The sequence below is a fragment of the Bacillus cereus group sp. BfR-BA-01380 genome (genome assembly GCF_022663535.1).
Classification (GTDB): Bacteria; Bacillota; Bacilli; order Bacillales; family Bacillaceae_G; genus Bacillus_A; species Bacillus_A cereus_BB.
This window is the reverse complement of record NZ_JAKUFS010000002.1, coordinates 210,430-229,447: the sequence shown is the minus strand read 5'-3', so window position 1 is coordinate 229,447 and position 19,018 is coordinate 210,430. Positions and strand designations below refer to the sequence as shown.

The window sequence follows — 19,018 nt, the reverse complement described above, 5'->3', positions numbered from 1 at the left end:
GTCCTATTTTGGATCAAGGCAGAACCACATGTTTATTTTGATTTTCCCACATAGCGGTGCAGTTCCTATTGATACTGCCCATATTCGCCCTTATTATATCAAATAGCAAAACATAATTGCTATACTTTTCTAAAAAAGAAAATCATTTTTCACATCCAATAGCCCTTCGCTTGTTTAGCAAAGGGCTATATATTGATGCTCATCCATTGAGCAATGAAACTTCGTTTTTCATAAGCAACAAAGAAAAGACGTGAAAAATAGCTGTTAAACGTCTCACTTTACTTCAATATCAGCGGAATGAATATGATGTACGACTCCATCATGATCTTCAAGTATAAGGACACCATCAGCCGTAATTCCTTTTGCAATTCCCGTAATTGCATTTGTCATCGTACGCGCTGTAATTTCTTTTCCGATACTCACAGCGTAACTTTCCCAAAGAAGTTTAATAACTGAAAAACCACGTTCTAAATATTCTTTATATAGCTTTTCCATCTGCAAGAAAATTTGCTGCATAAGTTCAGCTCGTACAATTGTTTTTCCGGATTCAATTGCTAAAGAGGTGGCAATGTGCTGGATATCTTCAGCAAAATGCTCTTGCTTTTGATTCACATTAATGCCAATTCCAATAATAACAGCATTAATTTTATCAGGATCTGCTTGCATTTCTGTTAAAATGCCAACTACTTTCTTCCCATTCATTAAAATATCATTCGGCCACTTAATGCCAACGGAAAGATTCGTGCATTTTTCAATTGCCTGCGCGACGCTAACAGCAGCTAACAATGTTAATTGCGGTGCTTGATGAACCGGAACAGTTGGACGTAAAATAATGCTCATCCAAATTCCTGTCCCTTTTGGTGAGTACCACTTTCTGCTTAATCGGCCACGACCTGCTGTTTGCTCCTCTGCAACAACAATCGTTCCTTCAGCCACTCCTTCATAAGCAAGACGAGCTGCGATTTGCTGTGTAGATGTTACCGACTCTTCAAAGTATACCGTTCTGCCTAGAAACTCTGTTTGTAAACCAAGCTGAATTTCATTTGCCGTTACTTTGTCCGGTTTACTTGCAATACGATAACCTAAGCGTCGTACAGCCTCTAGCTCATATCCTTCTTCCCTAAGAACTTCCATATGTTTCCACACAGCTGTTCTTGAGCATCCTAGCTTCTCGCTAATCGTTTGTCCTGATAGAAATTCACCATTAGCTTCAGAAAAGATTTGCAATAACTGTTTTCTTATAGCAGATTGCATCTATGCAGCCACTCCTTTATACACTCTTTCTCGTTTTTTAATCGCCCGTATACGACTTCTTCTTCAATTTTTTGCAGTGCATTTGCAACCCACGGTCCTGGCTGTTCACTTGTCCATGATAATAAATCATTCCCGCTAACTTGCAACTCTTGACGATTACGAATTGGTAAATCTTCATATCCCTTTTCAACACGCTCTACATTTGAATTTAAATATGTATTCATGATTCCTTCGTATACGCGCTCTGCCATAACGGCAATATCTTTTCCTGCTTTATATAATAAAAATGCATCCCATTCTTGTTTTTCCCTTGCTTTTACATATAATAAAACGGATACAATCTCTTTTATTTTTTTATTCGAGAATTTCCATTGTCGTAAAAAAACAGAGGGATGTTCTTCCCTAACGCAATATAAAAAGAACGCCCACGCTTCAATATCATTTTTAAAAAAGCTCCAATCATGCTCCGCTGCTTTTGAAATAAAGTCTCCGCACATTTGTAAATAAGGTAAGTGCTCATATAATTTTGTTTCTACCAATAACTGAAGCGCTTTTGCACACTGTGTACCGACAAGTAACTTTTCAAATTCAACTGCAATTCTTTCAATTGCGATATGTTCCAGTAAATGTCCATATTCTATAATGGCTTGTTTTGTTCTTTCTTCTAATGCAAAGCCGAGTGTACTAACAAAGCGAATGCCGCGCATCATTCGCAGAGCATCCTCTTGAAAACGGTCTACTGGATTCCCGACAGTTGCAATTTCTTTCTTCACAATCGCTTCTCGTCCACCAAATAAATCCACTATTTCTCCCGTTTCTTTCATCGCAATTGCATTCATTGTAAAATCACGGCGCTGTAAGTCTTCATCTAACGAACGAACAAATTGCACACTGCTAGGACGCCTGAAATCTTCATAATCTCCTTCTGTTCGAAATGTTGTTACTTCATATGGAATGTCTTCTTGTAAAACAATAACTGTCCCGTGTTCAATCCCAACAGGAACATGACGCGGAAATAGACGCATTACATCTTCCGGCAAAGCGGATGTCGCAATATCGATATCACCAATTGGTCTACCAATGATAGAATCGCGCACACTTCCACCTACAAAATACGCTTCAAAGCCGTTCTCTGTTAACGTCTTAATAATTGAAGCCGCTCGTTTAAATCGTTTCATGTTTGTCATCCCTTAATATGTCATAATAAATTGCTTCATATTGCGAAACAATCTTTTCTGAGCCAAATTGTTCATACGCCACTTGCATGGAACGTTTGGCCATTTTAGCATGTAATGTATCATCTTGAAGAAGCTGCACAGCGTGCTGCGAGACTCCTTCTATATCTCCTACTTCACATGTATATCCCGTTTCTCCGTGTTGAATGACCTCAGGAATTCCGCCAATACGCGTACCAATACAAGGGACACCGCACGCCATTGCTTCAAGTAATACGAGTCCAAAACTTTCTTTTTCAGACAATAATAGCATGACATCACTCATCGCCAAGAGCTCCGCTACATTATCTTGTTTTCCTAAAAATAAGACCCATTCCTCAATTCCTAACTGCTTCACAATCTGCACAATCGTACAAAACTCAGGACCATCACCAACGAGTAATAGTTTTGCTTTTACTTGTTTTACAATGAGGGCAAATGATTTCACGATATCCTGAACACGCTTTACTTTACGGAAATTCGAAATATGAATGAGTACTTTTTCGTCTTCTTGTATACCATATTCTTTTCTTAACTGTGACATATCTCGCTGAAAATACACACGCTCATCAATAAAATTATAAACTGTTTCAATTTCTTTTTGTGTGCTTATTAATTCATACGTTTCTTCAATAAGTGAATGTGATACGGCCGTCACAACATCCGATTGTTCAATTCCAAAACGGATTAAATTATTTAGAGAAGGATCAGACCCTAATATAGTAATGTCTGTTCCATGCAACGTCGTAACAATTTTAATGTTTTCCCCAATCATTTGCTTTGCCAAATATGCACAAATCGCATGTGGAATTGCATAATGTACATGCAGTATATCTAACTTTTCTCTCTGCGCTACTTCTGCCATTTTACTTGCTAACGCTAAGTCATACGGCTGGTATTGGAAAACAGAATATTGATTCACTGTTACTTCATGAAAATAAATATTCGGATATACTTTATTTAAACGAAATGGCAACCCTGATGTAATAAAATGAATTTCATGTCCGCGCTCCGCTAACAACTTTCCTAATTCCGTTCCAACCACTCCAGAACCGCCCACAGAAGGATAACAAGTAATCCCTATTTTTAATTTCATTTTATTCCCCCTATTAAATCTTCATCTAATAGAATTGTTCTTTTGCTCATAAACCCTTCTGCATACATCACGCCAACTTCTTTTCCAAACATTTTTTCCCGTGCTACAACTGTCTCTACATATCCTTCCGTCAACGGAGTGATTACTCCGTCCGTCCCTTTTGTAAATTGACTTTCATACGCTTCTAACGCAGCAATCTTATCAGAAATATAAGAACTAATATCAATACAAAAATCCGGTTTATGAAAACCATTAATCATATAAAAATAGAGTGATTGTACGCGATGCGGCGGAAATTCCGGCATATATTTACGAATTCCCGCTGAAAATATGGCTTCTTCTACAAGTTTGGCGCAATTCGCATGATCTGGATGACGATCTTCATAAAATGGTACGAATACAAGCTGCGGTTTATATGTACGGATGATTTTCACGATCTCTTGTATATACTCTTCCTTCATATAGAGGCCTCTGTCTGGCATCGCTAGGTTCATACGCTTTTGTACACCAAGTATGTGTGCTGCTTCTATCGCTTCGTGTTTTCTCAGCTCCACTGTTCCGTTAGAAGAAAGATCCGCCTCTGTTAAATCACAAATTCCAACTTCATACCCTTGTTTCGTATATTTGACAATCGTACCCGCCATGCCGATTTCAACGTCATCGGCATGGGCACCAAAAGCTAATATATGTAATCCGTTCATCTTATTCCCCTCATTTTCGTAGCTTTCGATAATCTAAATCGCCTCGCTCTAATGCATGCATTAAAAGCTCCGCACTTGCCATATTCGTTGCAAGTGGAATGGAGTATACATCACATAAGCGAAGAAGCGCATTTACATCCGGTTCATGCGGCTGTGATGTCAATGGATCACGGAAGAAGATCACCATGTCTAAGTCATTTTTTGCAATCATTGCACCAATTTCTTGGTCTCCACCAAGCGGACCAGATTGATATCTTGTCACAGACATACCTGTCGCCTCCATAATTCGAAGACCTGTCGTTCCTGTTGCAAACAACATATGTTTCTCTAAAATAGGCTGATATGCATACGCAAACGAGACCATATCATTTTTCTTTTTATCATGGGCAATTAAGGCAATCTTCATCTTCACTTTCCCCTTTAGTCAATAATATTTTCTAAACCATATACAAGATGATCTAAGTTCATCACTGTTTCAATAGAAAGTTTTACTCCTGACATAAATGATGCTCGGTTAAAGGAATCGTGGCGAATTGTTAACATTTGTCCATCTCCGCCAAATAGTACTTCTTGATGGGCAATTAATCCTGGTAAACGTACACTATGAATATGAATACCATCTACATTCGCACCGCGTGCACCTTCTAATTGTTCTGTTTCATTTGGATGCCCTTGCTGTTTTGGCTCACGATTTTGACGAATTAAATCTACCGTTTTCACAGCTGTACCAGACGGAGCATCTAATTTTTGGTCGTGATGTAATTCAATAACCTCAACATCTTGGAAATATTTCGCTGCCATTTGCGAGAATTTCATCATTAAAACAGCTCCAACTGCAAAGTTTGGCGCAATGATTGTACCAACTTGTTTTTCTTTTGCTGTTTCCGTTAAATGCTGTAATTCCTCTTCTGTAAAACCTGTTGTTCCGATAACAGAACGAATCCCTCGCTCTACTGCAAGAGTTACATGTTTTTTTCCGATTTCTGGTGTTGTTAAATCCAGTAAAACATCGGCTTCTATTTCATCTAAACAAGTATGTAAATCCGTATAAATTGGAGCATCTATGTTAGGCAATCCAGCAATATCAGAAATTTTCTTTCCGCCATGTTTATAATCAATAGCAGCAACTAAATTGAAATGAGGTGTTCTTTCCATAAGAAGTACCGCTTCTTGGCCCATACGTCCTCTTGGTCCTGCAATAATTACTTTAATCTCTTTCATTTCTCTTTCTCTCCCTCTTCTATGCGTGTCCAGCGATCTTTATCACGCGTATTAAACTTTTCTAGAACTATATTATGAGCCGTTTCTAAATCAATGTTTAAACTATTTGCCATACAGATCATCACAAATAACACATCGCCAAGCTCTTCTTCAATTGTACGCTCTTTTTCTGTGCTTTTCTTTGGCTTTTCACCATAATAATGATTAATTTCCCTCGCAAGCTCTCCCATCTCTTCTGTTAAACGCGCTAGCATCGCAAGTGGACTAAAGTATCCTTCTTTAAATTGACTAATATATGCATCTACTTCCTTTTGCATATCTTTCATTGTTTTTTGTTCCATATTATTCACCTCTAATCCTTCATTTATCATGTTAGCCAATTCATGACGATTTGACAAATGTTATCGCTCATTTACCACGTTTTTAAAGTTCTGAATTCCCTTCTGATTTTGAAAGAACAGTTCCCTTTTTCTACATGCTCAATATGTATGAAGTTTTGCAACTACTCAGCCATACACCATTTATTACCTTTCAGCACATAGATTGCTGCCATGAAGATAAAGTGAAACTTTAATCAGTGGGAGTTTTCTTCATCCCCCACTGATTATTAGTTGAACCAATCGGGCTTTTACGGACAGTTTATCTCCCACCTAACCTCTTTGCTTTCGCCGAATTTTGAGGTGGGAGTATTACTGCCCGTTAATGCGGGATAAAGTGAAACTTCCTTTTGGAGTGTTCTTCCCCAAAAGGTTAGCCCTCACCAATCGGGTTTTTACAGGCAGTTATCTTCGCTGTTATCCCCCGCCTTTACTGCCTACGAATAGCGGGGTAAAAATAGCAATGCACCTTGCTTCCTTTCTTTGTTTTAAAACGTTGCGCGTGGCAGAAATGGGCCCCGACCGCTCCCATACATGGCCAGTCCCTCTCGCCCATTTTAAAAAATGCTTTTCTTTCTTTTTTTCATAAAGTGGCTGAGTAGTTACGAAGTTTCCTTGCCAATTTTTCTATATATTACGTATACTATCCATAAGAACAAGCTATGATCATCACTACATACTAGGGGGATTCGCATGAAATTAAACTTAAAAATTAAAAACATTCTTTTCATTCTAGTTGGTTCTGCTATTTTCTCATTTGGCATCGTTAATATTAATATCGAAAACCATTTAGCAGAAGGCGGTTTTACTGGGATTACATTACTGCTTTACTTTCTATTTTCACTGGATCCTTCCTATACAAACTTACTCTTAAATATACCCATCTTTTTTATCGGTTGGAAACTGCTCGGTCGTACGACATTTTTGTATACATTAATCGGAACATTTAGTGTTTCATTATTTCTTTGGATTTTCCAGCGTTATGATGCGTTCAATTTACATTTAAACTTACAAAACGATATGACACTCGCCGCATTATTCGCCGGCTTATTTATCGGGGTTGGATTAGGGATTATTTTCAAGTATGGCGGTACAACAGGTGGAGTTGATATTATTGCACGGCTAGCTCATAAATATATCGGCTGGAGTATGGGGAAGACGATGTTTATGTTTGATGCTGTTGTTATTATCATCTCAATCCTTACATACTTATCATACCGAGAAGGAATGTATACATTAGTCGCTGTCTTTATCGGGGCAAGAGTCATTGATTTTATGCAAGAAGGAGCCTACGCTGCAAAAGGAGCAACCATTATATCTGAGAAAAATGATGAAATTGCCGCGAAAATTTTATCAGAAATGGATCGCGGAGCAACTTTCTTAAAAGGAATCGGTACATACACAAAAGTGGAACGACACGTTTTATATTGCGTGGTTGCGAAAAATGAAATTGTAAAACTGAAAAGTATTATTACATCTGTTGATCCGCACGCTTTCGTTGCTGTAAGTGATGTGCATGATGTTGTTGGAGAAGGGTTTACATTAGATGAGAATAAAAACCCGTTACATAATTAATGAAGAAGATGCTTCGCAATCACTCATTTTCTTACTAAATAAAAGACAAGAAACGCTTTCGAACACGAGAGCTTTTCTTGTCTTTTTGAATTTTAAAAGAAAATTTTGATTTTTTATACTAAAAAGCCTTCATTGAGTTACTTCACCCGTTGTAATTTTTAGAATTCTTATGATTTCAAGAACTGATTATTACTAGATTGAACCATTTTTTTATTGTATTATATTTCCTAACGATTATATATTAAATTAGAGAGTGGGATTATTTGACTACTGAAACTCTTATGTTATCAAGTAAAGAAGTATATGTATTAACTAGTCTGTTTAATCATGAAACAATGATTGGAATTCAAAGTTCCCTCGAGAATTAGTTGGACGTTAGATGCAAACGCATACAAATAATAAAATCTTTTCATTTTTCATGAGGTGCATAATGGACAAATATAACGGCAACAACATAGAAGATTGTATACGAATATTAATACCATTTGATGTAAGAAATATTGTCGGGGCCTTCGTATGGTGTATCATGAATTTTTTGCTACTCATCATTCTATTCATATTTCCACCCTACAGTATATACTCTTACGCGGCTCTTCCGTTTTATGTGATATGTAATCTATGGGGAATATGGATTTCAATTCATAAGCCTCGGCAACCTCAATTACAACATTTACTATATTCCGGATTTGTTGCATCAAGTATTTCATTGTGTAGCTTTATAGCTGTTCAAAAGTTAGCTTACGAATTCGTCGAACTAGAATCACCTTTATTTTTTATCCTATCGCTGATAGCATTTGGTTTAGTTGTTTATAAATCCGAGTTCTTCTGGATTAAATATTTTACAGCCCGCTTAAGAGGGATAGCTGATCCAGATGTAAAAATTCCTAAAATCGTACTTTTTTCAGGTTTAGGCTATATGATTGGGCAAGTTAGTATTGGGATTTTGAACCAAAAATCTATAGCAATTGTGCTGATCATTATCTTATCATTTATTTCAATTGTTTTCCTGGCTTTAAGTACCCATTTATATTTTTACTTTGATTTCAAAAAACAAGTCGAGGCTTCAGGGTATGTCAACATACAACATTCCCAAAAGAAACCTAAACTTACAAGAAAAGAAAGAAGACAATCCAAAACTTCAGGGCATGTCAACATACAACATTCTCAAAAGAATTCTAAACTTACAAGAAAAGAAAGAAGACAATAATATTAGACTATGAAACAATAGCATAACGATAAAGGAGACAGAGCTAGACAAAGATGTCGAAAAATGAAAATAGATTTATAAAGAGAAAATATAATCAGTCATAGGCTCTGTACTAGAAAAACGAGTTGAATTTTATGGGAGATTTATATGGAAAAATATCATGGCAAAAGCACAGAACAAATTATGCAAACATTGATGCCCTTTAGTGTTAGGTCAAGTGTCATTATGGTGTGGGTTGTTATTAACTTTATGGTCTTAACGCCATTTTTATTTCCTCCGACCTTTACCATATATTTATATATCATTTTACCTTTTCTTTTGATATCTAATATATGGGGCATTTGGGTATTTTTTTATAAACCACATGAGTTAAGATTGGTACACATATTATATAATGGATTCATGGGAGCAACTTTTTCTTTCGGAAGCTTTATAGTGATTCAAAAATTTGCTTATACTTTTATTAAGATTGAAACACCGCTGTTTTTTATTGTTACTTTTTCGCTTTACATTTTTACAATTTATAAACTAATTTCCCTTGGAATAAAAAGTTTTTTAAGACGATTAAACAATGAGGAAAAAGACAACATAAAAATTTCTCCAATTGTGTATGTTTCAGGACTGGGATATATTATTGGGCAGATATGTATAGGTTCATTATCGCAAAATGCTTTAGCAGTCCTCTTAATTTTAATCTTTTCTTTACTAGCTGTTGTGTTTGGTATATATGGTGTATATCTTTATTTTTATTTTGATCTAAAAAAGCAACAAAACAAGTTAGATTCCTTTCATTCTTAACTTGAGTTCAGCAAAATCCCTTACACATATTCACGAATGAAAAAGTGTATAAACAGAGCTAAATTTTTTAAACAGAAAATACTATAAAAGAAGTCAACAACGACGTTAGAGGAACGTAGCTGTTGACTTCTTTTATTGGGCATGTGGCTTTGTCAGTGCCCTAGGGACTCACAAAATAGCTAACACTTTGCTTATTCGTCGAACACTTTCCAGCATAACATGCCCACCGTTTGCTCTAATTGTTTATCTTGTTCTTTTAAATTTTTCTTTCTCTGCTCTTAGAATCTAGCAAAATAGGTAGAAAAATTATAATTGTAAATTCAATTTTCACTCATATTCTATATATATCCTCAGAACTATTTTGTTCTAAAAAAGATAAAATTTCTTTAATCACTTCAATTAATGTGTTCCTCATCGAAGAAGATTCTTTTATATTATCAATGTCAAAAGTTTTCAACTGCTTAATAGTCAATGAAACATCATCAATAAGCCAAGGTGAATCATTATACCAGCCTTCATAATAAAAATACTCTTTTAGAGTCCCCTTTTTTTCTGTATTTGAATCTAACAAAGGAAATTTCTCCTTCTCCTTCAAATCCATTATAAAATGTACTATTTATCATTTATATCAATCCTTCCAATAACCTCTATCCATTCATCATCACCTATTTTAAAAAATGTTTGAGGTTTACTGACTAATTCATGCGATTTCGTTTCTTAAAAACAATTCATATTATTTAATCTGAAAATTTTCTATGTAGTCTTCTGCTATATCAATATCGTTTGTCATTTCTAGTTCTGGAAACTTTTCATCCAATTTTCTTAAACAATTAATAAAGTGTTTGCTTTGAAAGTTTTCTGCTATATCTTCAAAAACTTCACTTATCCAATATAAATTATCTTTACTACAACTTTCTAAATATTTTATAGTATTCCCTTCATTTTCTGAGAGAACTTCTATTATTTCATGCCAACTTTTTTCTATTCCATAGTCATCATTTAAATTTAATTTTTTCCTTTTATTTAATATTACTTCCATTTTACTTACTAAGCTCATACTTACCCTCCTAACTCTATCTAAGGTAGTTTGATAATATCTAGGAAAATACCCCCTATTTCTCCTAATCGGCTTGTTTTGAGCACCAACACATAATTTATTTGGACAGACGAAAGATGAGCAAGTATCTCCTGTAAGCCCATCCCCTGTCTATTTCCAATGTCTTCATTAAGTTTGCTCCATTAATTCCTTTACCTCTAAAAATATATATCAAGTTCCATTTGATAAATCAAAAAAACTTGAAAGGCATATAGCTAATCAAGGTTTCTATCCTAAATTTTATTCCATTTATCACAACCCATTATTCTATTAATAATATGTTTTGTCTCCCAAACCGCAGCAATTTGTTTGGCAAAGGAATTGCAAAAACATCACCTAATTTAACCCTTTTTTCGTTTACTCATACTTACTACTCCTTAATCGTAAAATTGGTGCTATTCGATTTATTAAGGTGAAAAAACCTTCTCCCTTTAGGAAGAAGGTCTATCTTATGTTTTTAAGTCAGTGGTAAGCTATCCCTTTTTATATAATTGTAGGTTTCAATACTATCCTTTAATGAGTAGTTTTCCAATAGGTATCTTGTTACATTATTTAGACTTTCAATCTTAAAATAACCAGATTCAATCGCATTTTCACCTAATATTCTTAGTGTTTCGTCATCAATCACTTCAACCACTTGAGGAACAAATTTTCTTTTTTCCTTTTTATATGCTTGATAAGCTGTATAAGAAACAGCATCTAAATGGGAACATTTTTGATGAATCGATGATAACATTCTCACCTTTTGAAAGGGATTCTTCTATATCAGCAATTGCCTTTTCCAGTGTATAACCCTTTGGTGCAAATTTTGAATACCATCCTTTAACATCCTACTTTACACCTGTTTTATCAATAAATTCTGCACCTGCTGGATTAGTATCTCTAACTATAGGACCAGGTAAGTCCCCTCTACTACTGTCTGTACTTCTTTTAGCATTGGTTATTTTGGGCATACAAAAAAGCTCATTCCTACTCATGGTTCAAGTTGGAAAGAGCTTTTAAAAGTTTATCCAGTATTTTAGTGTTTGGTTTGTTGGTTGTACTATACGATTATGTTGTTGGATTTGCAAACAGGATTTGATTATTTATATCTTTCCAAGTCATGATATGGGTTAGAAATGTTCTCACCAACTTCATCAATGGTTTCTAATATTTCATTCAGTATCATTTCATCTATTTTTTCATTTTGAGTTATTGACTGCTTAATTTTCGCAAAGCAATTCTCTAAACCAAGGTTTACAACAATTGAAAGTATAATATCAACATCCTCATAGGAGTCAGTATTCCATAAACTACAAAGAACCTCGTCCACTTGTTTTCTTGTTTCATTCTCCAGTAATTCATAGGTCATGACTTGTCTATCTGTTAATTGGCTAAAAATTAATAAAAACTCTTGTTTATCAATATTTTCTGATGCAAGCTCAATTAATACATTTTGGAACATTAATGCTAACGCCCCTGTTGGCATTCTATCTGGTAATTTCTCAATTTCTTTAAGATTCATTTTCATTTCCCCTCTATTGGAACGTGAACTTCATTTAAAGACTGATTTTTTGTCCATGTTCCATCCGTTTTCATTTGTTTATTCCCAATCTTTATTTATGCAGTCCAACGATTTCCTGAGACAGATCCAGGATACTTACTTGCAGCTACAGGGTCTGGCGAGTGCCATCGGATAATTACCTTTTGGCCATCGACAAGTAAAAATTCATACTTTGCTCCATCTGTAATGGAACTTGTTTTAACAAAGGTGTTTGGGACTCCCGATGGAATCATCGACTCTAAATTGGATAAGCTAATCTCTCCATTTTGAAGCAGATTTTGTGCCGCTTGTCTTGCATCATCTCTTGTGAGTGTCTCCATTGAGGTATTTATAGACTTAGTACCTTGTCCCGTCCACTTATCCTTCATAAACTGATACGCATCTTTCAGCGATCCTGCATCTCTTACAGATCCACCACCCTCCACCGCATACTCTTTGCCTGGAATCCACTTATACTCCATAAGAGTTTTAATCGCAGCTTGTACCTTCTTGTCTGTTTCGTGGTCTTTTCCGATAATGGTACGTATGCCATCGTTAATGTCTAGAAACTTTTTTGTTCCGGTCCATGCTTTTTCTAATCATGATTTTTCTTTCTTATTTAGAAAAGGTGCAAGTACTGGTGATATTATTGTTGAACAGATTAATAATGTTGGGGCATATGACGTACAATATCGCTATGAAAATTGGATTTTTGTAAATGGTGGTGAGATAAAAGAAAGCGGCTGGATGTATTTTGATGAATCATATGTAAATTAGCTTAGATAATGAAGAGAGCCACTCCAATACAAAGGGGACGGCTCTCTAATACTTTTACATGTTTCTTTCAAGATGTCTAAGTTACACTAAGGTGTATGTATTATTTTGTAGCTAAATTAACTTTTTTACTATTGCTACAAACTATTTTCTATTATCCATTTCTTTGCTTGTTCTTGCTCCAACAGGATGGGTTGCTCCAATGTACCAATATTAATGCTTACAAAGTGAGCTTCTTCTATACCTTTAATATTTTTCAATGTTACTCCGTTTAATAATACTTCCTTAAATCTGGAACAACTTATATCTACATTATTTAATCTCGCATTACTGAAATCAGTTAAGTAAAAAGAAGCATTTATCAAATTACATTCTATTAAATCTGCATTATTAAAAATCGCTTCCGAACAATCACTTTTACTAAATCTAACATTTCTAATAGTAGCATTAGAAAAATCTGTATATGACAAATCTGCTTTATAAAAATCACATGCATTCAGATTGGCATTTCTATAAGTTGATGAACATAAAATTGATGCATAAAAATCGATATTCTCCAAATTAAGATTATCAAAAATACAATCTGTTACATATGCTTGATCTAATGATTTATCAGATAAATCGAAATTTCTTAGATCCACTTCATCTAACCTTAACTTTTCACCTTCCTCACCAATCGTCTCAACCCATTTTTTATGCAATTCAAACTTGCTAATAATATTGTTTTTCACTTGTTTCCTCCTTATGGATACCATATTATTTTACCTGCTACTCCTGCTTCATCAATTGCTTTTTTTAGTTGTTCAATATGTTCAGGAATCAATTTTCTTGTGTCAATAATTACATTATTTCCTTTGTTAAACTCTTCTTGAATCTTCTTTATGCCTTTGTCAACTTTAAAAGCACCTTTACGTGGACTTGTTATAGGTTGTCCATTAGAACCTATTGAAGACCTACTTCTCTTTCTTTTATACCTTGAGGTTCAATTTTTCCTCCATGGGAAGGGTCTCTTGCTAACTCGTCTAATTCAGCTTTGGTTCTTCCGCCTGTATAACCAGTAACTTTATTCCCAGTCTAATTTTTAACTTTTTCCGAATCTTCCATAAAATGGTACACGTCTTTCAGTGAACTTGCATCTCTTACAGATCCACCATCCACCAACGCTTATTCTTTTCCTGAAATCCACTTATACTCCATAAGGGTTTTAATCGCAGCTTGTACTTTCTTGCTTGCTTCTAGGAATGTTGTTTTCACGACTGTTTTTCCTTTATGTAGTGCGTCTCCTAGTTTTTGGACAAAGGATTTTGCTTTTGAGGTGATGATTTCCACATCTTTTGCAATTGACTTGGTTACCTTAATAACTACCTTCTCAACTGGTAACCGTCTTGAAGAAGCAACAAAAAATATCATAGAGAACTAAAAAGTGGCTTAATAAAATATATTCGAAATAAACAGAGCTAAATTTTTCAAACAGCAAACACTATAAAAGAAGTCAACAGACCGCCCCGTTCTCCTAACATCGTTGTTGACTTCTTTTATTGGGAATATGACTTTGTCAGTGCCCCAGGAACTCACAAAATAGCTATCACTTTACTTATTCGTCGAACACTTTCCAGCATAACATGTCCACCGTTCGCTTTAGCATTTTTACTTGTTCTTTTAAATTCTTCTTTCTCTACCCTCAAAATCTAGCAAAATAGACGTTTATTCTTCCTGATTAATACTCAATATATATTCAATTCTAGACTTATTTTCAAAAGTAGTTTCTATAATGTCATAACGGCTATTTAATAGCATTTCTTTATAAATTGATATACCTTCTTTTAGAAAATTTATTTCATCGTTCTCTATTTCTAAAATAACCGTATCTATATTAGACAATTTTTCATAGAGGAAATCGGCAATTTGATTCCTTTTTAGGCTCTCTATTCCAACTCTAATAAAATAAAAGTATCTAATAAAATCACTTGTATTTAAATTTCTCCATTCTTCTTCAATAATCTTTGAAGTAGCTTGTGTGACTGTTAAACCATCTGCATCAATATACTCTTCAAAATCCAATTGAACATCGTCTATTATTGATTCATAATTAACATTATTATTCATATTACCTCCACCAATCATTTATGAATTTTAACACTTATTTCACTATGCTATTGGTAACAACATTTAATTTAATATTAGGGAACTTATCTCTAAATTACAAAATTAGGTTACTATAACTTTAACAACAGTCCAGTTCTGAAAATATAGTTATTTCTCCTTTGATATTAGATCAATGAGCTTTATAGAAAAGAAACTTTCACTGATTTTCATTTACAGCTACCTTTTGCACAAAATTTAAAACGCTTAAGAACTGAAGCTGAATTTTCTAATGAAGAATTGGCAAAAAAGCTTGATATTATTATCGATAAACTAATGATCCTAGATAAAGGAAATAAATTACCAAATGAAGGATTATTACAAAAGATAGTTAAAATATTTTCTATATCAACGGAAGAATTATTAGAAATATGATTTCACAACAAAGACAATATTGGAAATTGAACTCGAACATTTTATTCAATATAGAAACTATATACTTTAAACTACTATTAATATGAAAAAACATGGTGATAATATCGAAGCTGAAGAATTTAACCTAGAAACTGATACTTACTACAAAAAAATTATTACAAGTGAGAAACAAGCAAAAAATATTTTGTTAAAAGAATTAATTAGTTTATCCTTTAATGAATTGGTCGATTTATGTAAATATTATTCTGCTCAAAAAGTAATAGAGCAGTTTAACCAAATAAATACCCAGCAGCTAATTAGCTACTAGGTATTTGTTTTTATTATTTAGACATAGTAAAAAGTTGCATGTCTTCATCCTCAGCAGGTTCATAGCCAAATAATATTGAACTATAAGTTATTCTGTTAATTAGCATTTCTAATTTTTCTTTTAGTAATATTACCTTTTTATCCTCAGCCATCTCAATATTTCCCCAATCATCTTCTGAAAAATTAAACGTTATATCGCCGTATACCTCGTCAAATGAAATGATAATTAACACTTTATTTATTGTAACTCCTATTTCTAAATCATTAATCAAGATGTTACACGTACAGGGCACTTGAAAATAATTATCTAAGTTCTTTATATCCTGATAAGTTAAATCTTCATCATTCATAAAAAAATGTGATGAGACGATATTCTCCTCATTGAAATGCAAAAAACTGAATATTTTCTTTATGTCAAATACCATCACATCTTTAAAAATAAGCTCTAAATTTTTCATAAATTCTCCTTCTTATCGCTTTTGGTCTATAAATCCTTTGAACGTTCCATCCATATTCAAACGTACCCCACGACCATCTGATAATTGTTTTTCTAAAAATGATAACCCATTTTTAGACTTGACCACCTTAAAATCTCCTGGAGCATTTAATATTTCATCTAAGTGTTTTTTAGCGGTGTTATTAATTTGTTCAGAATTACCTTTAACTTTCCCCCAAATATTCAGGTTTCTTCCAGCCTGTTTTTGCAGTGCATGCCCAACAACTGTTTCCCTACCTTTTTTAGGAGCATTTGCAGTTTGATTGACCTTAGACATATCTATCTTAGGAATGTTAGCTCCGCTGGCCTTCTTACTAACATCTTCCGTCTCCTTACCACCACTACCAACAATCTTCTCCCCAGTCTCTTTCATAAAATGATACGCGTCTTTCAGCGACCCTGCATCTCTTACAGACCCACCACCTGGAATTGCATACTCTTTTCCCGTCCCTGGAATCCACTTATATTCCATAAGGGTTTTAATCGCTGCTTGTACCTTCTTATTCGCTTCTAAGAATGTTGTTTTTACGACTGTTTTTCCTTTATGTAGTGCACCTCCTAGTTTTTGGACAAAGGATTTTGCTTTTGAGACGACCATTGTTACGCCTTCTGCAATTGGCTTGGTTGCCTTGATGACAGCTTTTTCGACGAATTTCCCTGCAAGTTTGATTCCTTTTGCTGCAAGGCCTAGAGCTTTCCCGATTGGTATAAAGTTTACTACTGTCCAGCCTATAGCAATCCACCGGTCTTTCGTTGAGAGTGTCTTACCTGTTTCAGGATCCTTCCCGGTAATTGCGTGAATTGCATCGTTAATACCTAGAAACTCTTTTGTTCCAGTCCATGCTTTTTCTAATCATGATTTTTCTTTCTTATTTAGAAAAGGTGCAAGTACTGGTGGTTGTTGAACAGATTAATAATGTTGGAGCATATGACGTACACTATCACTATGAAAATTGGATTTTTGTAAATAGTGGTAGGATAAAAGAAGGCGGCTAGATGTATTTTGATGAGGAATATGTAAGTTGGCTTAGATAATGAAGAGAGCCACTCCAATACAAAGGGGACGGCTCTCTAATACTTTTACATGTTTCTTTAAAGATGTCTAAGTTACACTATGGTGTATGTATTATTTTGTAGCTAAATTAGCTTTTTTTACTATTGCTACAAACTATTTTCTATTATCCATTTCTTTTCTTGTTCTTGCTCCAACAGGATGGGTTGCTCCAATGTACCAATATTAATGCTTACAAAGTGAGCGTCTTCTATACCTTTAATATTTTTCAATGTTACTCCGTTTAATAATACTTCCTCAAATTCGGAACAACTTATATCTACATTTAAATGTTCAAGTTATTTAATAATTTTTCTATTCTCTTCAATTCATTATTACTATGTTCTACAAGATATTCATCGGGACATTCTTTCAATATATCAAAAAAGTTTTCTGCTCCTTTTAATAAAGCAAATAATAATTCATTTTTATTAAAACATGTTTTTTCTCCTGCTATAGATAATAAAATTTGCTCCTGCGAAATAAACTGCATTTTTACTTCTAAAGGTTGGTCTGGAAAATAAAAACTTACACCGTTTTGATTTTCCAGCAATTCTTCAATTGCATTTATGAAATATGACCATAACTGATCAATCATATCCCACTGTTTAAATCCTAAAATAGGATTTTCATAATAGTTTATTATTATTGCACCTTCCATATAATCAAAATCAGTAACTAGTTCTAAACATTTTACATCGTTAAAATGCATAAAATATTCAAGAAAATCACTTTCAATATTATCTAATGAAGTTATTATTTTATCATTTTTTATATATGATTTTACACTAATCATATTAACACCTCCTCGGATTTTTATTTAGGGTATAATTGTCCTATTCTTCCATTTTTAAATCCAACAATATATGTTATTCCATCTACTTTTCCCTCAATTTGATACATACCTCTTGTTCCTTTGGAAATAATAATATCCCTATTCTGACTTATAACTTCTCCTGCTATATTTTGTATATCAGATATTGACAAATCTTTGTTTAAAAATGATTGTTCTGCTTTTACTGAACCATTCCAATAATCTGAATGATGTCTTTCTAAAACATGTTTCATTCCTTTTTTATCAAACATTATTTTGTTTCCATCAACATTCCATTTTTTTGATGTGTAATCACGTAAATCATTAATAAGCTTTTCTGGTTTTGTAGCTCCCTTACCACCACCAACAATCTTCTCCCCAGTCTCTTTCATAAACTGATACGCGTCTTTCAGCGACCCTGGCTCTCTTACAGACCCACCACCTGGAATTGCATAAGCTTTTCCTGTGCCTGGAATCCACTTATACTCCATAAGGGTTTTAATCGCTGCTTGTACCTTCTTGTTTGCTTCTAGGAATGTCGTTTTTACGACTGTTTTTCCTTTATGCAGTGCATCCCCCAGTTTTTGGACAAAGGATTTTGCTTTTGAGGCGATCATTGTGACGCCTTCTGCAATTGGCTTAGTTGCCTTGATAACAGCTTTTCCGACGAATTTTCCTGCAAATTTGATTCCTTTTCCTAATAGGCCTACGACTTTCCCAACTGGTATAAAATTTATTGCTGTCCATCCCGCGGCAATCCACCTGTCTTTTGTTGAAAGTGTCTTGCCTGTTTCAGGATCCTTCTCGGTAATGGCACGTATTGCATCGTTAATACCTAGGAACTCTTTTGTTTCAGTCTATGCCTTGTCTAGCCATGACTTTTCTTTTTCTTTTTTATGAGGTTCTTGTAGTTTTTCTTTCTTTTGTTCTCCTTTGTGTTCTTCATCCGCTTGGCGGAACTTCTGTGCGATTTACTGTAAATACTAACCCCCAGTAAAC

At 34.3% G+C, this 19,018-nt stretch carries 25 protein-coding genes and 2 pseudogenes; 5 read left to right on the top strand and 22 right to left on the bottom strand.

Features of this window, described 5'->3' with window-relative positions:
• Positions 1–273: 273 nt before the first annotated feature.
• The 7 genes from MR076_RS03005 to MR076_RS02975 are packed head-to-tail and all read right to left on the bottom strand — an operon-like array spanning position 274 to position 5,884.
• Positions 274–1,254: a biotin--[acetyl-CoA-carboxylase] ligase gene (locus MR076_RS03005; RefSeq protein WP_242217432.1), complete on the bottom strand. Its 981-nt coding sequence runs from the start codon at positions 1,252–1,254 to the stop codon at positions 274–276.
• A complete protein-coding gene (locus MR076_RS03000; RefSeq protein WP_242217430.1) occupies positions 1,239–2,432 on the bottom strand; it encodes a CCA tRNA nucleotidyltransferase in 1,194 nt (397 codons plus the stop codon). Before MR076_RS03000 ends, MR076_RS03005 begins: the two co-directional genes overlap by 16 nt.
• Positions 2,419–3,564, bottom strand: a complete 1,146-nt coding sequence (gene bshA / locus MR076_RS02995) for an N-acetyl-alpha-D-glucosaminyl L-malate synthase BshA (RefSeq protein ID WP_242217428.1) — start codon at positions 3,562–3,564, stop codon at positions 2,419–2,421. Before bshA ends, MR076_RS03000 begins: the two co-directional genes overlap by 14 nt.
• Positions 3,561–4,265 (bottom strand): bacillithiol biosynthesis deacetylase BshB1, encoded by a 705-nt coding sequence (gene bshB1, locus MR076_RS02990; protein ID WP_242217426.1) that lies wholly within the window; start codon positions 4,263–4,265, stop codon positions 3,561–3,563. Before bshB1 ends, bshA begins: the two co-directional genes overlap by 4 nt.
• 10 nt (positions 4,266–4,275) lie before the next feature.
• Positions 4,276–4,671 carry a methylglyoxal synthase gene (mgsA, locus tag MR076_RS02985; RefSeq protein WP_242217423.1) on the bottom strand — a complete coding sequence of 132 codons (396 nt, stop codon included), beginning with the start codon at positions 4,669–4,671 and terminating at the stop codon, positions 4,276–4,278.
• 14 nt (positions 4,672–4,685) lie between these two features.
• On the bottom strand, positions 4,686–5,486 hold the full coding sequence (gene dapB / locus MR076_RS02980; RefSeq protein WP_242217421.1) for a 4-hydroxy-tetrahydrodipicolinate reductase: 801 nt from the start codon (positions 5,484–5,486) through the stop codon (positions 4,686–4,688).
• Positions 5,483–5,884, bottom strand: a complete 402-nt coding sequence (locus MR076_RS02975; protein WP_242217419.1) for a nucleotide pyrophosphohydrolase — start codon at positions 5,882–5,884, stop codon at positions 5,483–5,485. Before MR076_RS02975 ends, dapB begins: the two co-directional genes overlap by 4 nt.
• A 672-nt stretch (positions 5,885–6,556) precedes the next feature.
• On the opposite strand from MR076_RS02975, the gene MR076_RS02970 reads away from it, so the two are divergent.
• The 3 genes from MR076_RS02970 to MR076_RS02960 all read left to right on the top strand — a co-directional run bounded on the left by MR076_RS02970 (position 6,557) and on the right by MR076_RS02960 (position 9,443).
• Positions 6,557–7,438: a YitT family protein gene (locus MR076_RS02970; RefSeq protein WP_242217417.1), complete on the top strand. Its 882-nt coding sequence runs from the start codon at positions 6,557–6,559 to the stop codon at positions 7,436–7,438.
• 430 nt (positions 7,439–7,868) lie between these two features.
• Entirely contained in the window at positions 7,869–8,645 is a 777-nt protein-coding gene (locus MR076_RS02965) for a hypothetical protein (protein ID WP_242217415.1), read from the top strand.
• 147 nt (positions 8,646–8,792) lie between these two features.
• Positions 8,793–9,443: a hypothetical protein gene (locus MR076_RS02960; protein WP_242217413.1), complete on the top strand. Its 651-nt coding sequence runs from the start codon at positions 8,793–8,795 to the stop codon at positions 9,441–9,443.
• 331 nt (positions 9,444–9,774) lie between these two features.
• Here MR076_RS02960 and MR076_RS02955 read toward each other — a convergent pair whose 3' ends face one another.
• The 6 genes from MR076_RS02955 to MR076_RS02935 all read right to left on the bottom strand — a co-directional run bounded on the left by MR076_RS02955 (position 9,775) and on the right by MR076_RS02935 (position 12,543).
• Positions 9,775–10,014 (bottom strand): hypothetical protein, encoded by a 240-nt coding sequence (locus MR076_RS02955; RefSeq protein ID WP_242217411.1) that lies wholly within the window; start codon positions 10,012–10,014, stop codon positions 9,775–9,777.
• Between the two features lie 162 nt (positions 10,015–10,176).
• The gene (locus MR076_RS02950; protein WP_242217410.1) at positions 10,177–10,500 is read right to left on the bottom strand and encodes a hypothetical protein; all 324 of its coding nucleotides are present in this window, start codon (positions 10,498–10,500) and stop codon (positions 10,177–10,179) included.
• Between the two features lie 496 nt (positions 10,501–10,996).
• Entirely contained in the window at positions 10,997–11,275 is a 279-nt protein-coding gene (locus tag MR076_RS02945) for an Imm6 family immunity protein (RefSeq protein ID WP_242217408.1), read from the bottom strand.
• A gap of 94 nt (positions 11,276–11,369) precedes the next feature.
• Positions 11,370–11,492 (bottom strand): hypothetical protein, encoded by a 123-nt coding sequence (locus tag MR076_RS26320; RefSeq protein WP_277928329.1) that lies wholly within the window; start codon positions 11,490–11,492, stop codon positions 11,370–11,372.
• A 128-nt stretch (positions 11,493–11,620) separates the two neighbouring features.
• Positions 11,621–12,043 carry a hypothetical protein gene (locus MR076_RS02940; protein ID WP_242217406.1) on the bottom strand — a complete coding sequence of 141 codons (423 nt, stop codon included), beginning with the start codon at positions 12,041–12,043 and terminating at the stop codon, positions 11,621–11,623.
• A 95-nt stretch (positions 12,044–12,138) separates the two neighbouring features.
• Positions 12,139–12,543, bottom strand: a complete 405-nt coding sequence (locus tag MR076_RS02935; protein ID WP_242217405.1) for a hypothetical protein — start codon at positions 12,541–12,543, stop codon at positions 12,139–12,141.
• 55 nt (positions 12,544–12,598) lie between these two features.
• Between MR076_RS02935 and MR076_RS02930 the strand changes: the two genes are divergently transcribed.
• Entirely contained in the window at positions 12,599–12,838 is a 240-nt protein-coding gene (locus MR076_RS02930) for a hypothetical protein (protein WP_242217403.1), read from the top strand.
• A gap of 134 nt (positions 12,839–12,972) precedes the next feature.
• Here MR076_RS02930 and MR076_RS02925 read toward each other — a convergent pair whose 3' ends face one another.
• The 3 genes from MR076_RS02925 to MR076_RS02915 form a co-directional block, all read right to left on the bottom strand.
• Positions 12,973–13,566, bottom strand: a complete 594-nt coding sequence (locus MR076_RS02925; RefSeq protein WP_242217401.1) for a pentapeptide repeat-containing protein — start codon at positions 13,564–13,566, stop codon at positions 12,973–12,975.
• A 433-nt stretch (positions 13,567–13,999) separates the two neighbouring features.
• A complete protein-coding gene (locus tag MR076_RS02920) occupies positions 14,000–14,245 on the bottom strand; it encodes a hypothetical protein (protein ID WP_242217399.1) in 246 nt (81 codons plus the stop codon).
• 294 nt (positions 14,246–14,539) lie between these two features.
• Entirely contained in the window at positions 14,540–14,941 is a 402-nt protein-coding gene (locus MR076_RS02915) for a hypothetical protein (protein WP_242217397.1), read from the bottom strand.
• 493 nt (positions 14,942–15,434) lie between these two features.
• Between MR076_RS02915 and MR076_RS02910 the strand changes: the two genes are divergently transcribed.
• Positions 15,435–15,659 (top strand): hypothetical protein, encoded by a 225-nt coding sequence (locus MR076_RS02910; protein WP_242217395.1) that lies wholly within the window; start codon positions 15,435–15,437, stop codon positions 15,657–15,659.
• A gap of 13 nt (positions 15,660–15,672) precedes the next feature.
• On the opposite strand, the gene MR076_RS02905 is transcribed toward MR076_RS02910, so the two are convergent.
• The 6 genes and pseudogenes from MR076_RS02905 to MR076_RS26960 all read right to left on the bottom strand — a co-directional run.
• Positions 15,673–16,116: a hypothetical protein gene (locus tag MR076_RS02905; protein ID WP_242217393.1), complete on the bottom strand. Its 444-nt coding sequence runs from the start codon at positions 16,114–16,116 to the stop codon at positions 15,673–15,675.
• Between the two features lie 12 nt (positions 16,117–16,128).
• Positions 16,129–16,752: a hypothetical protein gene (locus tag MR076_RS02900; protein ID WP_242217391.1), complete on the bottom strand. Its 624-nt coding sequence runs from the start codon at positions 16,750–16,752 to the stop codon at positions 16,129–16,131.
• Positions 16,753–16,830: 78 nt separating this feature from the next.
• A pseudogene (locus MR076_RS26315) lies at positions 16,831–16,989 on the bottom strand (pre-toxin TG domain-containing protein); the annotation flags it as partial.
• Positions 16,990–17,315: 326 nt separating this feature from the next.
• The gene (locus MR076_RS26310; RefSeq protein WP_277928326.1) at positions 17,316–17,438 is read right to left on the bottom strand and encodes a hypothetical protein; all 123 of its coding nucleotides are present in this window, start codon (positions 17,436–17,438) and stop codon (positions 17,316–17,318) included.
• 53 nt (positions 17,439–17,491) lie between these two features.
• On the bottom strand, positions 17,492–18,001 hold the full coding sequence (locus MR076_RS02890) for a hypothetical protein (protein WP_242217389.1): 510 nt from the start codon (positions 17,999–18,001) through the stop codon (positions 17,492–17,494).
• A 20-nt stretch (positions 18,002–18,021) separates the two neighbouring features.
• Positions 18,022–18,990, bottom strand: a pseudogene (locus MR076_RS26960) (pre-toxin TG domain-containing protein); the annotation flags it as partial.
• Positions 18,991–19,018: the final 28 nt, after the last annotated feature.